This window comes from Thermogutta terrifontis (genome assembly GCF_002277955.1).
Classification (GTDB): Bacteria; Planctomycetota; Planctomycetia; order Pirellulales; family Thermoguttaceae; genus Thermogutta; species Thermogutta terrifontis.
This window is the reverse complement of sequence record NZ_CP018477.1, coordinates 2,052,316-2,073,157: the sequence shown is the minus strand read 5'-3', so window position 1 is coordinate 2,073,157 and position 20,842 is coordinate 2,052,316. Positions and strand designations below refer to the sequence as shown.

Sequence of the window (20,842 nt, the reverse complement as noted above, 5' to 3'; positions counted from 1 at the left end):
CTTTCAGGTCCCGAAAAAAACGTACGAAAATTTTGCGGTCTAATTTTCGGCCAATGTGCGTTCCTGGCTCGGTCGAAGCAACGCATTCTTTCCGCCCGGCCAAAGGCCATAGGCAACCGCCAAAATCTTGATTGGGTGAAGCGTGGGCTTCGCCGTGGCCTGCTCCATCTGGATCCGGCAGGTGCTGCATTCCGTCACTCCGGCTTCCACCTGGGCGTCGCGCATTGCATTGAGAAGTGGCCAGCCGACCCGGAGACTGGTTCGGTAATGGGCATGCTTCAATCCGTACGTCCCAGCCATTCCCGAACATCCGTCCGGCCCCGTTGTGACGCGAAGCTCGGGAATCAGTTCAAGGAGCTGACGTCCAGGCTGTCCCACACCCAGCGCACGAAGACGGCAGGGCCAGTGATACGTCAACCTGAGCGGTATCTCTTGGAAGTCCAACCTCAATTTGCCCGCTTCATACAGCCGGTACAAATAATCGCAGGCGTCAAACGTGTGAGCGGCGACAAGCCGTGCATCCTCTTCATCAAGGATCTCGGGATACTCCCGGGTCAAGCTGAGGGCCGCCGCCGGTTCGGTCGTCACCACGTCATATCCCTGACGAACGGCTTCCGCCAGTACCATCACGTTCCGACGTGCCACCCGCCGGGCATAATCGGCATCTCCCGATGTGAGGGCCGCTGTTCCTGCACCTCGCTGGTCTAGAGGGACGTATACCCCAATTCCGTTGTGCTCAAATACTTCAATTAAAGCCTCGGCCAATCGGTGATCGAACCAGGTCGCGAAGACATCAACAAAGTAGGCCACCTTGGGACCACCGTGGCGCGGGGGTCGATGGAGGTGGCGTCTTGCCGCAATGCGCAGAAAGCTTGTTTTTTCCAGCCGAGGCAATTTCCGTGCCTGAGCAATGCCAGTAACCTTTTCCAAGAGCCACCGCAATTGTTTATTTTGCAAGGCCCAATTGACAAACGGCGCTACACGCGCGCCCCATGCAGCCACTATCTCAATCCGATTAAGCAACCAGTCTGAAAACGGAAGGCCATGTGCGGCGGTGTTCGCTGTTTTGGCCTCCATCATCAGGTGAGGCACATCCACCTGCGCGGGACACTCTACCCGGCACATGTGGCAGTGTACACACAGGTCGGCGATCGCGCGAAAGGTGTCCTCGGTGATGGTCTCGAGCGGCAAGTCCCCCGTCAAAATGGCCCTCACCAGAGTCACCTTGGCTCGAGGCGACGCCTCTTCGAAGGGTTGTGCACGAAAAAGCGGGCACATGCGTAGTCCGGGCCCCTGCGTCCGGCAATGACCGCAGGCAGTACATTGAGACACCACGGACGCAACCGCCTGGGGATGCCAATCCAGTTGCGAAACAAGGATGTCTGGCAGCCGTTCATCCGGCCTGTCGGCCTCGGGAGGAGAATCCGAATCATCTCCTTCTACCGAGTTCACACAATCTAGCGCCGTCCCTCCATTTGTGGCTCCAGATCCTTGCTGCTCCTGAGGGACTGTGTCGATGGGGGGACAAGACGAGGAGTTCCTTTCCGGAGTCGGCCCATAGTCACGTGTGCTTCCATGGTCGAGTGAGTCTTCCAGGCTCACCGAATTGGTCACTGCAACAGTAGAGGCGGTCCAGTCGGCTCGCACGTGGCGGCCCAGGAATTGCCACCATTCACGGGTGTAGGAATCCGCGACAATTTTTCCGGGATTCAGAAGTCCCAGGGGATCAAATATTCTTTTGAGCTCTACAAGGAGCGCGTATTCCGGTCCCCACTGCCGAGCCAGATAGGCACTGCGACTCAGCCCACAGCCTCGGCCCAGGCCCACATTTCCTCCACAACTGAGGACATGCTCGTACACTGCATCGCAGACCTGGCGGATCCGCTGGGCATCACTTAGTTCCGACTCCTGGAGAAACGGCTGGAGATGAATCTGTCCCTGACTGACCTGGCAATAGACGGCGGCAGAGACTTCCAGCTTGTTGAGAAGGTGTTGCAGGGCGAAGACGCAGGTACCAAGTTGCTCAGGCGGAACCGCCACGTCGTCCGCCACCGGCAACGGCCGCGATTTCCGTGATCCGAGAGATCGGATCGGTTGCGGAATTCGCGCCAGCTTCCACAGGAAAGTGATTTCTGACTCGTCAGTTGTTATCCGCGCAGAAAACTCCAATCGCTTGCGCGTCCGCAGGTTTTCAATTAGGCCTTGAAGTTCTTGACGGGCTTCCTCGACATCCAATCCCTCAATTTCGATCAATACCGCGGCTTCGACGCTTTCGGGAATCAAACGCTCAAACCATGATTCCGCCTCCCGAGCAAGTCCCAGGTGACGGCGGTCCATCAGGTCGCACGCCAGCGGGCGAAAGCTCAATATCTCAAGCGCCGCATCAAATGCCGGTTCCAGTTTGTCAAAGAGCAAAAGTCCCACCGCTCTGCCCGGCAGTGTGGGAACGGTTTCCAAGGTCGCCTCGACAATTACCGCCAGAGTCCCCTCCGATCCAGCCAGCAGTTTCGGCATGTTAAGTTTGCCGTCCGCGAGAATGCCTTCCAGCCGATACCCGGAGCGGAGCCTCGGTCGTCCTTTTATGGTGCGATTCTCTTCATAGGTCCGAAGCAATTGGGCAACCTGCAACACAAGACGACTTTTGGGTGCCAAAGTCGGCGACGCGGCATGTTCCGCGAGAGATTCCTGGCCAAAATGGACGCGGGTACCGTCAGCAAGACACACGGTCACCTCGCGCACATAGTCACCCAACAGTCCGTATTTGAGAGATCGACTGGTCCACGCTTCCCGGGCGATGGAGCCGCCCACAGTGGTCACCTCGGAATTGAACGGCTCTGGCGCCACTTTTCTGCCAAAACTTTTGAGATGCCGCTGGAGACGTTCCAACACCACCCCTGGTTGGACGCGAACGAATCGGCCGCGCTCTTCAACAGAAATCAACCGCCGCATGTAGGCGGAAAAATCGAGCACCACGCCGGGTCCCAGGCACTCTCCTGCCAACCCTGTCCCCGCGCCTCGTGCATGGACCGGGAGACGGTGTTCGGCACAGTACTGGAGACACGCCGATACATCGGCCGTGGATTGAGGCCGAACTACCACGAGGGGACGAATATGAAAGATGCTGGCATCCCGGGCAAACAATTCAAGCAGAACAGGCTCCGCCAGGACCCTTCCCTTGACCAACCCGGAAAGGTCCTCGTAAACGCGGACCCGCTGTTGCTCCCAGGCTTCGATCGCCATGCCATAACCACCGGAGAAGCACACCTTTACTGACGGCCATTATAAATTAGGGTCATGACCTCCGCTCTGGTGGAAGGATTTGTGCGAAACGCCCCTCGCAACGCTGACGTCACACAGATGGCACCCGGTTTGCGAATTCCCCGCACCGTCATGCAGGTGTGAATGGCCTCCACAACCACAGCCACCCCCTTCGCGTCAAGCTCTTCGATCAGCAGATCGGCAATGACTTCCGTCATGCGCTCCTGGACCTGCGGACGCCGCGAAACGTCTTCCACCACCCGCGCCAGTTTGCTCAGGCCAACCACTTTTCCTCCTGGTAGATAAGCAATATGGGCCTTGCCCATGAAAGGCATCAAATGGTGCTCGCAAACACTCTCGAAGCTGATGTCCTTGACGACAACGATTTCGTCGTATTTTTCGGTGAAGACTTTTTTGAGATGCCTACGCGGATCCAGTCGTAATCCGCGGAAGAGCTCAGCATACATGCGGGCCACACGTGCGGGTGTCTCCCGCAGACCTTCTCGATCGGGATCTTCGCCTACAGCCAGAAGGATTTCCCGCACAGCCCGCTCGATGCGGGGCAAATCCACCTGATACTCCTGCGTCGCCGACAGTTTGTCTCTCGGCTCTTGACCCGCCTGCTTGGCATCCCGACAAGATCGCGTTGCTTCAATATGATCAACTTCACGATTCATTGGCAATCACCCTCGACAACAAAGCTCCATGTGCTTCGCCGTCAAAAAACTCCTTTAATACCAGCCCAGTTCAGGCTCTGACTATTCGATCCGGAGGTAATTCAGTCGGGAATTCCTTGCTACCGCTGTCGCGGTGCCCGCCTGGTTTCTGGACGGCAGCAACACCTGTGGCCCAACTGTCCCAAACCAATAATCATACTCCCCAGAACACTTCCGGACAGCTCCTTTTGGAAAGGAAGCTTCAGCAGTTCGACGCGGACACTCATTTTGGATCAGCCTTCATTTCGCCTTTCCACAATACTTTACGGGCCCGTGCGCTATCATACCGCCTCGCCGGGAAACTCTGTAGGCATTGACGCTGCAGCCGTGGTGTGCCAAAGAGAAACATCAAAAAAGGGCCGATACTGGACAAGACCGATGTCGGCCGGTATCCTACCGCAAGCCGGTGCTGAGTGATGCGAAGAAACCATCATTGAGCGCAGACTTCACCACTTGTGGGGAGTACGTCGGCTGCGCGAACATTGAACAGACTGGAGCGCGGCAACTTGTACCGAATTAACAGCAGGAACGCACTACCGTTCTGATAAGGGAGTTAGCTGTCATTACATCATGCGAACCTTACGAACTGGTTGACTTATCGCAAGATGAGGAGGCACGCCATGCGCAGACGCGATTTTCTCAAACTGGGAGCAGCCGGCCTAACACTATCCACGATGCCCGGCTATGCCGTGGGCTTGACCCGAACCAAACCTCGCCGCATAGGTCTGATCGGATGCGGATGGTACGGAAAGAGCGTCCTCCTTCGCTTTCTTCAGGTAGAACCGTGCGAAGTTGTGGCCCTGGCCGACGTGGATGGCCGAATGCTTGAGGAAGCAGCGCAGATTGTGGCGGAGCGCCAGAAATCCGGCAAAAAGCCACAAACATATCGCGATTTCCGCAAGATGTTGGCGGAAAACGAGTTCGATATTGTCCAGGTTTCCACTCCCGATCACTGGCATGCCTTGGCCGCCATCGAGGCCATGAAAGCGGGAGCAGACGTCTACGTGGAGAAACCTATCAGTGTGGACGTCATGGAGGGGGCCGCCATGGTCGCCGCCGCGCGGAAATACAACCGTGTGGTGCAGGTCAACACGCAGCGACGCAGCACTCCTCATCTCATTGAAGCGCGGGATCGTTTCATCAAAGAGGGCAAACTTGGTAAGATCGGCCATGTGGAGATTTATTGCTACTACCACATGAGACGGCGGGGAAGTGTGCCCGACCAGCCCCCGCCTGAGTACCTGGACTGGGACTTCTGGTGTGGTCCCGCCCCCTACAGACCGTATAACCCCGCCATTCATCCCCGGGGATGGCGTTCCTTCAAAGAATTCGGCAACGGAATCATCGGGGATATGTGCATCCATATGCTGGACATGGTCCGCTGGATGCTGGATCTGGGCTGGCCAAAACGTATTTCTTCGGCCGGTGGTATCCTCGTAGACAGGGAGAGCATGGCCAACGTTCCGGACACACAAACGGCCGTGTTTGATTTCGGAGATGTCACGGTCGTGTGGGAGCACCGCACATGGGGCAAGGCTCCCAATCCAGACTATCCATGGGGAGCTACGTTCTACGGGGACAAAGGCACGCTCCACGCGAGTGTCTTCCGCTACGACTTTATTCCGGAAGGCCAGGGGGAACCGGTGCACCAGGACGTTCAGTACGAGCTGGATCAATACCCCGAGGACCGGACGGAAAAGGACCTCGAACGTCACGTAGCGCCGGCGATCCGCAGGCACATTCGAAACTTCCTGGACGCCGTGGATTCCCGGAGCCGCCCGGTGGCCGATATCGAGCAGGGTTTCATTTCCTCCGCTTGCTGTATCCTCGCCAATGTGTCCCTAGAGCTAGGGCGCGATATCACCTGGGATCCGGAAAAGCTCCGGGCGGTTGGGGACGAAGCCGCCAACCAACGGCTGGCACGCCCCTACCGGGCCCCGTGGCAACATCCCAATCCAGACACGGTGTGATGCGTGCAATCCGCTGAGCGAGGACTGGCTCGCATTTCTCAACCCATCTCAACCCAGTGAGCCGCAGGGTGCGAGCAGAGGGTTACACGGCCTGATGTTTGACATCTCCGTCAAGTGGTCTACGAACCACAGCTGGAGTATTGCTTTAAGGGACGACAGTCACTTCTTTGATTTCCTCGAATAAGGAAAGTTGCACCATGCTTGCTGAAACAAAAGGCACTCTTGTCCGCTGGGCGATCTTGAGTTGCCTGATCACCGGGTGGCTGTTGCCACAAGGGGCGATCGCATCTGGCGAGGAAGCAGCGTCGGGCCAGGTCACCTTCTACGTTTCTGCCCAGGGAAACGATGAGTGGTCCGGGCTGTCGCCTTCTCCGGATGCCAAAAATCGCACCGGACCATGGCGGACACTTGCCCAACTCCGCCAGGCCTTGAATCAAGTTGCAGAAAAAGGCACTGTTGTCAGGGTCAAGGTCATTTTCGAACCTGGCCGGCTGGAATTGTCCGAACCCGTTACCCTCCGTGATCTACCGAAGTCGATCGCCAGCCTCGAATTTGAAGCAAAGACGCCTGGCGCCGTGGTATGGAGTGGCGGACGACTCGTCACGAACTGGAAACGTGCGATTGAGGTGGCCAACGTGTCGCCGCTCCTCCCTCAAGAGGCACGCGAGCACGTCTTCATTGCCGATCTTAAAGAACTTGGGGTGTCCGACTACGGCTCGGCGGGAGGCGGAGGTCTCGAGCTTTGCTATCAAAATCGCCGAATGACATTAGCGCGATGGCCGAACCAGGGTTTTACCAAAATTGTGGACGTATTGGGTGAACAGCCCATCGACGTACGCGGTAAAAAGGGCGACAAAGTCGGCAAGTTTATTTACGAGGGCAATCGTCCATCCCGCTGGGTGAAGGAGAAGGACCCCTGGGTTCATGGCTACTGGTTCTGGGACTGGTCCGACCAGCGGCATCCGGTCGCCCTCATTGATCCCGATCGTTCCCTCATTGCTGTTAAACCACCTTACCATTACTATGGCTACCGAAAAGGACAGTGGTGGTATGCCTTCAATCTCCTCAGTGAACTCGACACACCGGGCGAATATTATCTCGACAGAGTAACGGGCCAGCTCTATTTCTGGCCGCCCGACTCTCCCACCGATCCCGCCCGCCTTGAAGATGGCCAGCCCACCGTTTCTGTCAGTTCTGGAATTATGCAACTGGTTTCAGTAAGAAATGTCACCTTGCGGGGTCTGCGGCTCGCCCATTGTCGCGGCACGGCACTGGTGTGCGAGAATTGTGAAAATTGCACCGTCGAAAACTGTGAATTCCTATTGACGGGTGGCTGGGCGGTTCAGATACGTGGAGGTCGTCAGTGCGTCGTACGCCAGAGTCATCTCCATGAACTCGGCGAAGGGGGCGTCTCCGCCACAGGGGGCGATCGGGCCACGCTCTCGCCCGCAGGCCACATCGTGGAGGATAACGAAATCCATGACTACGGGCAAATCCATCCCATGTATCGCGCGGGAGTCTCGATCGGCGGCGTTGGACAGCATGTCCTCCATAATCACATCCACCATGCGCCCCATCAGGCGGTCGGTTTTTCCGGTAACAACCACACAATTTCATGGAACGAGATCGACCACGTCTGCCTGGAGTCCAACGATGCGGGAGCGATCTACGCCGGCCGTGACTGGACCATGCGGGGGACCGTCATCTCCTGGAATTACTTTCATCATATATCGGGTTTTCAAAACCGCGGCTGTATGGGAGTGTACCTGGACGATATGTTCTGCGGCACACAAATCACCAACAATATCTTTTATCAGGTAACACGCGCTGCATTTATCGGAGGTGGGCGAGACAATCTCGTAGAGAATAACATATTCATTGACTGCCGCCCGGCAGTGCATGTCGATGCCCGCGCTCTCGGCTGGGCTTCCTACCACGTGCCCACGACAATGACGGAGCGTCTCAAAGCCATGCCCTATAAGAGTGAACTCTGGCGAAAAGCCTATCCGACACTGGTCAATATCCTCGAGGACGAACCTGCGGCACCGAAAGGCAATATCATTCGCAAAAACCTTTGCTTCGGGGGAACCTGGGAAAACATCGAGAATCGTGCGCGGTCGTACCTCGTCATGGAAAACAATGTGATACTTCCGCTGGAGGCCACAGCCCGTTTCTTTGTCAATCCCGAGACCGAAGACTGGCGGCTGAAGCCGGATGCCCCCCTTCAATCCACACTTCCAGGATTTGAGGCGATTCCTTTTGAGAAAATCGGCCCGCGACCTGCGAATCGCGCACTGCTGTCATGGCGGCGTGCGATCTCCGCGAGGCTTGCGAGTTACGAGGAGAAGAAAAAGGACACGGGGCCCGAACGCTGGGAATCCGCCATCAAGAAATTCGAAGAAGCAGACAAACTTCATCCGCCACCCGACGGAGCCATTCTCTTCGTGGGAAGTTCCAGCATCGTGCGATGGGATGTGTCGCGATGGTTTCCCCACTGGATCACAATCAATCGGGGCTTTGGCGGCTCACAGATTCATGAGGTTACCCATTACGCGAAGCGCATTATTGCTCCCTACCACCCTCAACTGATTGTCTTCTATGCCGGGGACAACGACATTGGAGCCGGGGCATCACCGGAGATCGTTTGTCGGCGCTTCGCCGATTTCCTGCAGGTCATCCGTTCCGAAGGTGTCACCGCCCCGGTCATCTTCATCGGGATCAAGCCATCGCTTGCCCGATGGCATCTGATCGACAAAATTCGAGCCGCCAACCATCTCATTGAGGAATACTGCCGGGCCCATCCGGAATCCAAAGTGCATTTTCTGGACGTCGAGAAACCCATGCTGGGCCCCGATGGCCATCCGCAACCAGACCTTTTCGTCAACGACGGCCTTCATCTGAGCGACAAGGGATACCAGTTGTGGTCGGAACTCCTGAAACCGGTGGTAGAGCAACTGCTGGGCGACAACCTACCCAAAAAATCCGGATGATTTTATCTGTCTTGCGGCGAATGTCTCTGGCATTCGTCTTTCAGGGACAAGATTTTCCCCCTCAGGGGCTCTCCTCCCAGGTCAGGGTGGAGAGTTTCAAGCAGACTCAGCATCTCCCAGGCATCGCGTGTTCTCCCTAAATTGTGGAGCAACCAGGCCGTCATATACTTTGCCCGAAACCACCGAGGAGATCCCTCCGGCGTTCGCCGAGCAATTTCCTGAAATTTCTGGAGAGATTCGTTCCGTAGCAAAACGTCGTCCGAATAAGCCAAAAGAAGCGCAAGGTTTTCCTGAATTTCACCATGTTCAGGAAATTCCTGCGCCAGGCGGCGCATCCAGCCCAGCGAGTCCTCATGGAGGTTTGCCATCACGAGCAGCCGGGCATACTTCAAACCGGCTTGGACCTTCCAATCTTGGGGATGTGTCGCGTATTGCTGGACAAAGTCCGGGACCGCTGCCACAACCCATCGGGCGATCGCCTGAGCTCGATTCGGTTTTGCCTGGGAGAGTTTCTCGGTGACGCCGCTCGCCCATTCCCAGCGAACATCAAACTCCAGATGGCGAAGTTGTTCGCACCAATACTGTGCCTCTCTTTCTCGCCCCAATTGAGCCATGACCTCCAGCCAGAGGGTTATCCACCCGGATGTGCTTGAGACGTCATTGCTTAGCGTTCGGAATTCTTTCCAAAAATGATCTGGATCGGGGAACCGTGTTAGGAGAATTTTTTCCGCGAATACGGGATCACCGCATTCCCACAGCATCAGTCGGATGGCGCGCTCCTCGGCCATGAGTCGATAGCGCTGATCCGTGCGATCCCCGTTCCCGACGATACTCCAGGCATGAAGACGCTGCGCAACCTGGCGAGCCTCCGCGGAGAAATCCTGCCTTGTCCCCGCGCAGAGAACGGACAGGCACCGATCGAGCCCCAGGAAGACTTTTTCAAGCACCTCTTCTCGTTTGGTCTCCTGCAGCAGGTCACTCGTACTATCCCCCTGCTGAGAACTACCACTCGTTTCTCCGCCTTGGTCGGCAGGCAATTGCTCCAGGGTGTCCAGGTACATGCCAACGGCCTCTTGTATCCGGGATTGATACTCAAGGAGTTGCGCCAGGCGGAATCGCACGAGATACGCCTCTTTCCCCCGGGGGAATCGATCGAGATACGCGCGGAGTTCTCGTTCGTAAAGAGCGAGGTATGCTTTCTCGTCTTTTGCTACCAGTTGGCCAAGATTGACCAGCGCCAGAAACGCAGCTTGGGACGCCTTCGCCTGGTGGGGAAACTCCTGGGCAAGCGTGTTGAACCGCTGCCACGCTTCCTGATGCAGCGACTGTTGTTGGGCAATGGCCGCAGCAGCCCAACTGCACTGAAAGGCCACATCCTCCTGCCCGGCTTTTTTTGCTGTTTGAGCAACACGGTCATAAGCCTCGATGGCCTCTTGCCACCTTCCAGCTCGATAAGCGTTCTCCGCCACATAAAGATCCAGAGTTGTGCTGTTTGCGCTTGCACTTGCCGACGCGGCATGCGCCACGAGGAGTTCTCCCCGGTGGGTCCAATACGTCGAGCCGCTCTGTCTGAGGACTTCCACCAGCTTTTTGATCTGGACCTCCCACTCCTCAGAACTTTTGTCGCCTTTTTCCCCTGCTTTTTTCCAAAACCAGGTAGCGGTTTCGAGCATCGCGAAAGCCAAAGGTGGCGAAAGTGAAACCTCAACTGTCATGGCCCTTTCAAACAGCGTTTTGGCCAGTTGTTCTTCTTCAAAAGTGGTGGCCCATTGCAACCGACCCGCAAGGAGTTCTTGTTGTCGATCTTTGGAGAGTTGCTCATCATCGAGACCGGCGAGGATTTTCCATGCCGCTTCCTTCTGGCCGAGCAGTCGATTGACATCCGCATAATAGAGCCGGGCGGGAAAGCCGAGAGGATGGTCAAGCGGCAGTTCACTGAGGCCCCGGAGGTTGCTCGCCGCATCATTGAGCATAGCCAGATAATCTTCCGACCCAGCAGGATAGGTCCGTGCCAGTTCACATGCGGCAAGCGCTGTCCAGAATTGGGCCTGTTTTTCGAGGCTCAGAAGCTGTTGCTCGCCAAGTGGAAGGCCGTCAGTCTCCGTCACTTTTTGCGCGCGCCTGAGTGATCGCGCGATTTCATCGCGGAGGGCCTTCAGTTGCTCTCCAGCCTTCCGGAGAACTGTGCGCGACGGCTTCATCATCTCATCCCACAGCGAGGACGAAGAACGTGTGGCCAGAAGAGTCAACTCGGCCTCCTCCCGCAGGATTTTTCCCTGCTCCACGAGAACTTTCACGCCCGACAGGCGCACGACGAGGCTCCCATCGGTCTCTTCGTGATCTTTCTCGAAGCTGCTGGTCAATTCCTGAGCCCGTTGCCAGCAGGCTGTCCGCCGGCCAACTTCGGCATAAAGGGCGTGTTCATTGAGCGTTTCCAGAAACTGGACGGTGAGTACTGCCTTGTCACCGGTACTTAAGCCCGGCCGCTGCAACGCGAGCTCACACTGATACTCGGCCAGCCGAAAGAGACGACGAGACCGCAACGATTGAATGAACCGCAGGTCTTCAGTAACATCTGCCGTGCCCTCTAACGGCACCAGGCCCAACTCCAACAGAATAACCAAGAAAGCCAACAACCGTTTCATGGACGTGGCGGAGCCGCAAGATGGATCTTCTGGAAACCAACCTTCCGGCAGAGATCATATGCCTGGACGACGTCCTGCATTGGAACTGCAAAGCCTGCATCGATAACCACGGGAACATCCACGCGAACACGTGCAACAGCCTGAAGCGTCATCCCGAGTTCGTCGAAATCGCTCACCTGCCGACCATTAAGAGTGATCCTGACCGGCTGACCATCAGCCAGCTTGATGACAACTTCCGTCAGATTCACAACTTCTGGTGGAGGCGACTCCACTCTTCGCGAGCCGCCGGACTCATCGAGTGGGGTTGGCAGGACTTGCTCAAGCGGTGTAAATCGGGTTGTGCAGAGGAAGAAGATAATCAACTGAAAGACGACGTCAATCATTGGCGTCATCGGCAAATCCAGGTCCTGTTTCTGGTTCAACACTGATTGCCGTCTCATGACGCACCCTGACTCACGATCAATCTTCTGGAGCCTTTAAGGGGATGTCTCTTCACCGATAACTGCAAAGGAAACATTCCAGATCCCGCTCTCCGTGCAGCGAATGAGAAGGGGTGCGATCTTGCCGTAAGGTGTCCGGCGATCAGTTCGAATCCGCACTTCCAGGGATTCGCTCGTCTTCCGATCCGCTGAGAGAATCTGGCCCAACCGTTCGAGATCAATCATCTCACCACCAACGATGAGGGTTCCATCTTGGGCCACATTGATGACAAGTCGTCGCGTGGGACTCTCCATCGCTTTGTGGCCGGTTTGTGCCACCGGCAGATCCAGATCCACGGCGCTTTCCTGTTGAGCCAAGTGTCCGGCAAGCAAAAAAAACAAAATTAGCTGAAACGTCACGTCGATCATCGGCGTGAGATTCAACTTCACGGGCAATCTGACCGGATGAACGCTCGCTCTCATCCGCGGACACTTCCAGACGGTGGTGCTCCCGAGGAACTGACAGGAGGCTTTGCGGCCACACGCCGCCGCCGCAACGGTGCCAAAAGTTGTTGCAGGGTAACGGCCACTTCTGCCATCAATTCATCCACGCGATTGCGAAAATAGGCGTAGGCGGCAAGCGAGGGGATGGCGACGATCAACCCCTCCACGGTCGTCACAAGGGCCAGATAAATCGCCTGTGCCAAATCGGCGGCCCGTGCTGCCCCCTGAGTCTCGGCCACTGTTTTAAACGCCAGGATCATACCCACCACCGTTCCCAACAGCCCCAGCATCGGCGCCAGGTTACCGATCACAGACAAATACTCCACTTTGCGGAGAAGTTTGGCGGTGTATTCCGTAAGGGCATCCTCCAGCGCTTTTTCCACTTGGTGCCATCCACCTTCCCACTCAGCCAGCCCGGCCTTCAGTACATCTGTGAAGACGCACGGATGGGCTTCACAAGTGGCCATCAGTCCCTTTGAATCGCGAGCGGCCATCGCCTGACCCAGTTGGCTCACGACCTCCGGGGGCATAAGCACCGATTTACGAAGCGTGATGAGCTGCTCGACAACCAGGGCACCAGCCACCAGGGAGAGGCCGATGATGATGAACCCCACCGTCCCGCCTGCTTTGATGATTTCCCATACACCGAAGGAAGACTGCTGCGATGGCAGTCCGGCGTCTTTCTTAACAGCTTTAGATTCCGCGACCTCGGGTTGTTGCGGCTGCGCTGTCGTTTGGTCTTTTTGAACAGTTTTTTCACGCGATTCACCCAGACCTTCCTTCACCTGGGCGGACGGAGGTCCGGGTTCAGGGAGTGGCAAAAACGGTGCCGCCTCGAACCCCACCAGGAAGCCACTCCGCTGTTGTTGTGGGGCTGCTCGAATCGAACTCGAGTCCAAAACAACGGCGCAGAAGATCAACGCTCCAAACAAGCCCAAAAGACCCGTTGGCAAGCGGTTCTCTATCTGAGTGCCTAGACGGAGAAGCGTTTGCTGCATGTTGACCGCTCTGCAAAGCTTTGACGCGTGCCTTCTCAAAACAAGCGCGACGTCTGTCGATGACCAACTCCGATACCGCCTCAATCGTCGCCTATCCTACCCAACGCCTATGGACCTTGTGATCACCCCGTCGTAACCACCGCGTTGGTCCGGACAACGTTCCGAACACATGGAACATTCTGGGCCCGTTGCATCATATTCGTTGGTCTGGATGGACGGGTTCACCATCTCCGTGTACTTCTTCGACACGACTGAGAAAGCTTCCCTGGTGCAGGCGAGTCTGTACCATCGTCCCTGGAGAAAGTGACGCGGCCTCTCGGACAACACGTCCTTCGGGGTGCGTCAACGTCATTGAGTATCCCCGAGAAAGCACCCCCAGGGGACTCAGCGATTCCAGTCGCGCCGCCATCGTGGTGAGCACCATACGGCTCCGCTCCAGAAACCGGTCGCCAGCGTGCTCCAGGCGCCGTTCCCATTCATCCACCTCCTGGCTGCGAGTATAGACCAAATCTTTCGGAAAGCGGAACACGGGCCGGGAGGCCATCGCGTCAAGGTGGGGCCGTACCGCCTTCAGCCGCAGATCAAGATGAGCCCGAAGCCGCATTGCATACCCCGCCAGGACGGCTTCCAACTCTTCCTGGGAGGGCACCACTTTGGAGGCGGCGTCAGTGGGTGTCAGTGCTCGTACGTCCGCCGCCAGGTCGGCCAGCGTCACGTCTATTTCATGCCCCACTGCAGACACCACCGGAATCCTTGAACTCGCAACCGCCCGAACCACACTCTCCTCATTGAATGCCCAAAGGTCCTCAATACTTCCTCCGCCGCGGGTCAGGACAATCACATCCAGATTCCAATCATATTTTTCCAGCCATTGGAATGCCTGCGTGATCTCTTCAGCAGCTCCTTCCCCCTGAACCTTCACAGGAATGATGAGCACATCAACCGCGCGAAAGCGTTCGCGCAGGGCCGTGAGAAAGTCGTGAATCGCCGCACCTGTGGGACTTGTGATCACGCCGATTCGACGCGGCCAGCGGGGCAGGGGGCGCTTCCTGGCCGCATCAAACAGTCCTTCGCGTGCCAACCGTTCCTTGAGCCGTCGCAGGGCTAGCTCCTTGGCCCCCCAGCCGCTCGGCTCAATTTCCTCCACAATCAGTTGATACCGTCCATGGGGTGGGTAAACTTCCAGCCTTCCACGACACAACACCTGCAAGCCATCGTGCAGATCAAATGTGAGTCGTTCGCGGTACGATCGCCAGATGACCGCTGGCAATTGTGCCCCCTCGTCTTTGAGTGTCAGATAACAATGGCCTGATCTAGCCACAGACAAATCGGCTACTTCGCCGATAACAGCTACACTGGGGAAGATGTTTTCCAGAACCTCTTTAATAAGAATTGTAAGCTCAGACACCGTGAAAACATGCGAGCGGTTTTCAAATAACACCGATTGAAAAACATATTCGTCTGACATAGACATCCGGTAATACAATGAGAGCGCTACAGCCCGGACAATTCCGCGGGATTTTGATAATCAATCAAGATCCATACAGCTTTCTGGAAGACTATCAATCACCACTCCTCGGCTAGCATGCCGCGCGATTTACCAGTTTCAACCCTATTTCATGGCCTTCTGGATGACATTCCCACGGCGGATGAGCGGCCCGGGCTTTGAATAAGGCCGTCTCGTTCTCACGCGCAAGGCCACTTTCAGCCCATTTCTCCGCCTCTTCCGTCAGCCCATTCAAGCGGCTCTCCAGCATTTGGCGATAATACTCAATGCCTTCTCGGTCCAGGTCCTGAGGAATCGTGATGGGAGCGCTGGTGATTGCACGGGCTCTTGAAAATGGCCGCGGAATGGCGAACCGATCCCAACTGTTCAACCGCCACGGCCTGTGATACCCGAACCCCATCAGCACAATCGGTACACCCAATCGAGAGGCCACGTAAACGGCACCCGGTGCCATATGGCGGCGGGGTCCGCGGGGACCGTCGGGCGTAATCGTAAGATGCCGGCACCGCCCAATCTCGATTAATTGTCGAAGGGCCTGATCGCCCCCCCGGCGGCTTGAACCCCGAACGAAATCAAACCCCAAGACCCTGGCCACTTCGGTCAACAAATTCGCGTCTCTGTGCCGGGACACAAGCATTGTCAGGTAACAATGCCCACGTAAATAAAGCGGAAATAAAATATATTCGTGCCAAAACAGATAGAGTTTTGGACCCACACATTCCGGATATACCGGGTCGATACTCCGATCCTCATAACAGACCCGGTAGTTCAATGTACTCATCCACGTACGGAGGAACAGCGCTGTGACACGGGCTGCTGCCCTCACTGGCCATTTCGGCGATCCGTCCATAGAAAGCTTAGCTGGCTCCGCCATGGCGTTTATCGCGCCGGCTCAATTTCGGCCGGCCATTCGCCGGTGAAAACGGTGGTTGCCGGCCCTGTCATGAACACACTTCCCGACGGTGCCCATTCCGTGATTAGTTCGCCCCCGGGAAGCCGAACCGTGATTTTCCGCTCTGTTCGCCCGGTTAGAGCTCCCGCCACACAGACGGCGCACGCACCGGTACCGCAGGCCAGCGTTTCGCCCGATCCGCGTTCCCAAACTCTCACCTCCACCCGTTGGGGCGAACAAACCCGAACGAACTCAACATTGACACGCTGGGGAAAAGCGGGATGCTTTTCGATAATCGGGCCAAGCCGACGGAAAGTCTCGTCTGTAAGGTCCTCGGTGAAGATCACGCAGTGGGGATTGCCCATGGACACGCATGTCACGTTGACGGACGTTCCATCATCCAAAGTTAGGGGCGCTTCAACGACCGGACTTCCCGGCAACGTCGTGGGAATCCGCGCGGCCTCCAGAATCGGCTCGCCCATGTCGACGGTCACTTCCGTAACCCGGTCTCCTTGGATCTTGAGCTGAAGACTCAATATGCCCCGGCCGGTTTCAATTCTCAGCGGATTCTTCCGGCTCAACCCTCTTTCGTAAATGTACTTGGCGACGCATCGCACGCCGTTGCCGCACATTTCGGCTTCGGAACCATCGGCGTTGAAGATTCGCATCCGCGCGTCAGCCACATCGGAGGGAAGGATCAGGATGAGGCCGTCGCCGCCAATTCCAAAGTGACGGTCGGAAAGTTTCGGTGCGAGAACCTCGGGGGCCTCCGGAAGGGACTGTTCAAAGCAGTCGACGAAAATGTAATCGTTTCCAATGCCATGCATTTTCACAAATCTCATCCGTCCGCTCCTTCATGCATGCGACGTCCTTCGCGCAAACATTGATTTTACAGGCAGGTCGCATTCCAGTGGAGCAGAATTCGAGCGCGAATCGTGCCGGAACGCCAATTGGAACAGTTTCGGCGATGCTATCACGCGACATCGCTACCGGCCGGCCACCGCCAGCGAAGATTCACCTCCGTTCTTCTGCATCTCTTCCCTCCCTCATGTCACCCACTCAGATCGATGAGGCGTCCCAGCTCACCGTGCGGATCAGCGGGAGTTTTTTTCTGATCGTCGCCTTCATCTGTCTTCTTCGAAACGGGCGGCAATTCCCAGGGACGACGACCATCGGCATCGCGCTCTTCCGTTTCGTGATTCTCTCCATCCGTCTCGCCAATTCCAGCAGCGGCTTCTGCCTGCCGATCTGCTGCCACACGCCTCTCCTGGCCCTCCCGTACCACTTGACTGGTATCAGTCTCACTTTTTCCCTGGGCCAAAGGCGTACCCGCAATCGCGGAGATAATGGGGCCAAGTGGTCCAACACTCATCGTGCAACCTCCTCATTGACATCGGGCCGTCACAGCCGAGGAGGAAGAACCCTTTGCCGCGTTCTCTGGAAGTTGTCACTCTCTTCCTCGTCCCATCAAACCTGTGCTTACTCCACCTGCTCAAAGCTCGTTTCAACACAAACTGTAGGACAACAAGGTCCTGGAGATCGTCGGCTTTTCACCGCTCCCTGAGGATTGCCTCACCCTCGCGAACGCTTCTGTTTCCCAGTTGGAACCTTTGGAGGGCCTCGTTCACCCCGGGGAAAGGCTCTCGCCGCACAATTGGTTCCCTCAAGTTGCCTCCCACGTGAACAAGCACAATCTGCTCGCTCGCGCCGCGGAACAGCTCCTTGACCACGGGGACCTGAATCTCGCGGCGTCCCAGCATCGCCCGCATGATCAATCGCAGGTTCCCGTCCAAATCTACTTCACCCTGGCCGGTGAGGCTGAAGGCATCCCCCGAAAAGGTGATGCTGTCCAGATAGACGTGTCGGCCAGCGATTCGAAATTGCCCTGAACTCTCGCTGAACGCCGTGGTCTCCGGTTGTCGTATGCTCAGAATCTTCAAAAGTGCGATCATCAAAGGAAGCTCGTAGATATTCGCTTCCCGGAGCTGAAAATTCCCATAACCGGCCAATCCCTGGATATCGTCACCCTGACCTTTAAGTCGCACGGCTGCATCTAGCGTCCCACGGATGATGGACGAGTTACTCTGGTATTCTCGTACAAGCTCCGTGAAATCGGACTTCAACAACGAAAGCGCAACATCGTACTCGAATTTGTCGGAAAGACGCACCCAACCGGTTCCGGATAACGTGCCTCCAAAAATCTCCGCCGTTAAAGGCTGGCGGGACTTTGCCGGTTGACCCGCCATCGGTGTCTCTCGAGCGGATTCAGCGACAGCCCAGTCCCCCCCAAAAATGACAAATTCATTGTCAACCCGAAATGGTCCTCGTAACCGGCTGATCGGCAACCCGAGCACCTGCAGGGCGTCCAGAGCCAAATACCCATCGGCTGTAAACCTTCCCTCCGAATATTGCCCCTGGAAAAGAATTTTTCCATTCAAATTCCCGAATACCAGGCTCGTTCCCATACTGTTTTGAACGAGGGTGATCACCACATCCCACGCTGCCTGAAGCGGGATCGACCCGCCGACCGAGTCGCTGGCAGAAGCAACCATTTCAGCTCCTGGCCCCCGATCTGAGGCGTCGTGTTCTCTGATCAGTCGGAACTGCCCCCGCACAACGAGAGGCCCTTGAATATTGAGACGGGCGAGAGGGCGGCTCAGGGCTTCCGGCAAGGCCATAAGTAACGCCCGATCCACTATCAAGCGGTCAATCCACAAGTTCCGTAGATCCAGTGACCAGCCTCCGTTTTGTGAGAGTCGGCAGGATCCATCCGCCTGAAACTCGGTGTTTTCATGATGTCCGCGGAGCCCATGAAATGAGAGAGTTCCAGCCTCGTATCTCAATTGGCCCACGATGCCCTCCAAACGGTAGGGAAAAGATCGGGGCTGAAGGGTCAGCCCCCGGTCAATTGGACTTGCCCATAATTTGACGTCGAGAGGCTCACCTGAGGTATAGAGGAGCGTCCCCCGTACCTGGACGGTGCCTGCCGGATCTAGCTCTTCCCATAACTGACGGATGTGATTTTCGCGAAAGGCGCCCTTCAATTCATTGTCTAACGGGAGATGTTTCGCTTCAAAATCGAGGCGTAAAGTGGAACTTCCATTTTGCGGAAGGAGCGTACCGTAGGCAGAGATCTCTGCTGGACCGCTTCTTCCGCGAAGTTCCTGGAACGACCAGGCATCGTCCCGCATCACGATGCGGCCAGTGATGTCGGAAATCGGATAAGGAAACGCTTCATATCGAATCGAGCATCCGTTGAGGGTCGCCTCCATCTGGCGATGGAGCACGCCACCCGGCTCATCCTGCCACAAACCAAGCCACACATCAGCCGAACCAGCCAAATGCAAGGCCCGCAACGTTTGACGGCTCTTCGTATCGAGCACAGCGTTCACCAGCCGCTCATCGAGAGCTATCCGCTGACCGCTGATGCTGATTTGCGTCACAGGGGCCGTCAGAGGATTGAGAACCTGCCCGCGAATCTCCACGGGCTGAGTTCCCGCCATTGCCACGAGCTGAATTCCCAGCCGCTCGGGCGTGAGTTCCAGTCGCCCTTGAACCTGCTGAAGCCGGTAAGGAAAGCGATAATAGGCAAACGATGCATTTTCCAAATTGGCAGTGACGTGAAAGTGACGCTGGTCATCGAGTGAGGTGAAACGCAAAGTAAGATGAACCGTTCCTTCCGGAAAGTATTTCGGCCATTCCTCCTGAAGTTTGGGTGGCAAAAGGGGAAGAAGTGCTGGATCAAACTTCAAATTGTTGATCTGCATGTCGAGGTCAGCCAACTCCGCCAGGTTCCAGTGCAAGAGTTTGGCCGAGCGCACCACAAATGCCGTCGACCCCGAAAACGCCGTCACATCGGTCAATGAGACTTCATCCCGCGATGCGGTGAAATAGCCGCGGATATCCGTAATGGCATACGGCAGTCTTGGATCATCGAGCCGTCCGCGACGAATCTGGCCCGAGACGTCATAGTCCACGACTGTGCTGCTTCCGCCCGCCCAGAAAAGGTGGAATGTCAGTGAAAGCTGAGCACGAAGATGTTCCAGCGGACGCAGGGTGCGTCGCACTTCCCGGGGAAATGCCGCCTGACACTCGGGCGAGAATTCCAGGGAGTCGACCGCGCCGGCCAGTCTCACGCATGGTGCTTCGGAATCAAATGTCCCCTCAACATCGATTCGGCGTACATAATCACCTGTCATTGTGCCGCGGAATTTTCGAATCCCGGCGGTCGATCCGTCCGATTGTGGCAGAGAGTCGCCAGAAATCTCCATCTGAATGTCCCGATATGCGATGGCGGTGGGAATCGGGCCGCGAAGATCGACGATCTCCACCATGCCGTTTTCTATGTGAATCGGGGCATGCTTGCTCCCTGCAAGCTTTGGCAGAGGAAGTAAACGAGAAATATTCCATTGTCCATCGCTACCACACGCGATGCGCACCTGCGGCCGGCGGACAACGACTCGTTGAATGGGAACTTCGCCAGAAAGCAACCCCTTGTAATCCACTGGCCCAGCCAGCATGATTTCCTCAATTTCAGCGATTGTAGCCGTCACCTTGGGTAAATCCGTGATGGTGATGCGGACCCCGCGAAGCTGTATCCCCTCGCCGGGCAACAACTGAGCTGATCGAATTCGGATTCGCAAATGAGGACACAGCTGCGCACATCGCCGCTCGATTTCGCTGCGGAGCTCGTCATCCACTCTTTTGTAGAGCCAGATGGCAAAGAAAAACCCGGCAACCAGGGCAACAGCAAGGCCCCATTTTAGGAAGAAACCGATCTCTCTGATCAGCCGCTGCCGCCAGGTCATATTTTTCCCGGGGTCAATATGGGCCGGTGAACTTACCAGCAGTGTGGTACCCTTTGGTTCGAGACATCACGTCCCTTTCACCTTCATTTTGCTAAAAGGATGATCCATTCCTCTTCCGCCGCCACCTCAGGCATT

Annotated in this window: 13 protein-coding genes and 1 pseudogene; 2 read left to right on the top strand and 12 right to left on the bottom strand. The window is 56.5% G+C overall.

Annotated features, from left to right (window positions below):
• Positions 1-39 precede the first annotated feature (39 nt).
• Both THTE_RS07740 and folE read right to left on the bottom strand, forming a co-directional pair.
• Positions 40-3,240, bottom strand: a complete 3,201-nt coding sequence (locus THTE_RS07740) for an anaerobic glycerol-3-phosphate dehydrogenase subunit C (RefSeq protein WP_095414890.1) — start codon at positions 3,238-3,240, stop codon at positions 40-42.
• Between the two features lie 26 nt (positions 3,241-3,266).
• The gene (folE, locus tag THTE_RS07735; RefSeq protein WP_095414889.1) at positions 3,267-3,935 is read right to left on the bottom strand and encodes a GTP cyclohydrolase I FolE; all 669 of its coding nucleotides are present in this window, start codon (positions 3,933-3,935) and stop codon (positions 3,267-3,269) included.
• Between the two features lie 659 nt (positions 3,936-4,594).
• Here folE and THTE_RS07730 point away from each other — a divergent pair.
• A complete protein-coding gene (locus THTE_RS07730; RefSeq protein WP_095414888.1) occupies positions 4,595-5,944 on the top strand; it encodes a Gfo/Idh/MocA family protein in 1,350 nt (449 codons plus the stop codon).
• A 197-nt stretch (positions 5,945-6,141) separates the two neighbouring features.
• Complete coding sequence (locus tag THTE_RS07725) at positions 6,142-8,934, top strand: GDSL-type esterase/lipase family protein (RefSeq protein WP_095414887.1); 2,793 nt, start codon at positions 6,142-6,144, stop codon at positions 8,932-8,934.
• Between the two features lie 2 nt (positions 8,935-8,936).
• Here the strand turns inward: THTE_RS07725 and THTE_RS07720 are convergent, their stop codons facing one another.
• The 10 genes and pseudogenes from THTE_RS07720 to THTE_RS07680 form a co-directional block, all read right to left on the bottom strand.
• On the bottom strand, positions 8,937-11,579 hold the full coding sequence (locus THTE_RS07720) for a tetratricopeptide repeat protein (protein WP_095414886.1): 2,643 nt from the start codon (positions 11,577-11,579) through the stop codon (positions 8,937-8,939).
• Complete coding sequence (locus tag THTE_RS07715; protein WP_095414885.1) at positions 11,576-12,019, bottom strand: ExbD/TolR family protein; 444 nt, start codon at positions 12,017-12,019, stop codon at positions 11,576-11,578. Before THTE_RS07715 ends, THTE_RS07720 begins: the two co-directional genes overlap by 4 nt.
• A 36-nt stretch (positions 12,020-12,055) precedes the next feature.
• Entirely contained in the window at positions 12,056-12,481 is a 426-nt protein-coding gene (locus THTE_RS07710) for an ExbD/TolR family protein (protein ID WP_095414884.1), read from the bottom strand.
• Positions 12,478-13,500, bottom strand: coding sequence for a MotA/TolQ/ExbB proton channel family protein (locus THTE_RS18400; protein WP_237260231.1), 1,023 nt, complete (start codon positions 13,498-13,500; stop codon positions 12,478-12,480). The genes THTE_RS07710 and THTE_RS18400 overlap by 4 nt, the downstream gene beginning before the upstream one ends.
• A gap of 193 nt (positions 13,501-13,693) precedes the next feature.
• Positions 13,694-14,908: an exodeoxyribonuclease VII large subunit gene (xseA, locus tag THTE_RS07700; protein ID WP_237260230.1), complete on the bottom strand. Its 1,215-nt coding sequence runs from the start codon at positions 14,906-14,908 to the stop codon at positions 13,694-13,696.
• Between the two features lie 172 nt (positions 14,909-15,080).
• Positions 15,081-15,461: a lysophospholipid acyltransferase family protein gene (locus THTE_RS18395; protein WP_237260229.1), complete on the bottom strand. Its 381-nt coding sequence runs from the start codon at positions 15,459-15,461 to the stop codon at positions 15,081-15,083.
• A gap of 18 nt (positions 15,462-15,479) precedes the next feature.
• Positions 15,480-15,644: pseudogene (locus THTE_RS18635) on the bottom strand (DUF374 domain-containing protein); the annotation flags it as partial.
• A 242-nt stretch (positions 15,645-15,886) separates the two neighbouring features.
• Entirely contained in the window at positions 15,887-16,741 is an 855-nt protein-coding gene (dapF, locus tag THTE_RS07690; protein WP_095414881.1) for a diaminopimelate epimerase, read from the bottom strand.
• A 209-nt stretch (positions 16,742-16,950) separates the two neighbouring features.
• Positions 16,951-17,271, bottom strand: a complete 321-nt coding sequence (locus THTE_RS07685) for a hypothetical protein (protein WP_095414880.1) — start codon at positions 17,269-17,271, stop codon at positions 16,951-16,953.
• 178 nt (positions 17,272-17,449) lie between these two features.
• The gene (locus THTE_RS07680; protein WP_095414879.1) at positions 17,450-20,707 is read right to left on the bottom strand and encodes an AsmA-like C-terminal region-containing protein; all 3,258 of its coding nucleotides are present in this window, start codon (positions 20,705-20,707) and stop codon (positions 17,450-17,452) included.
• Positions 20,708-20,842: the final 135 nt, after the last annotated feature.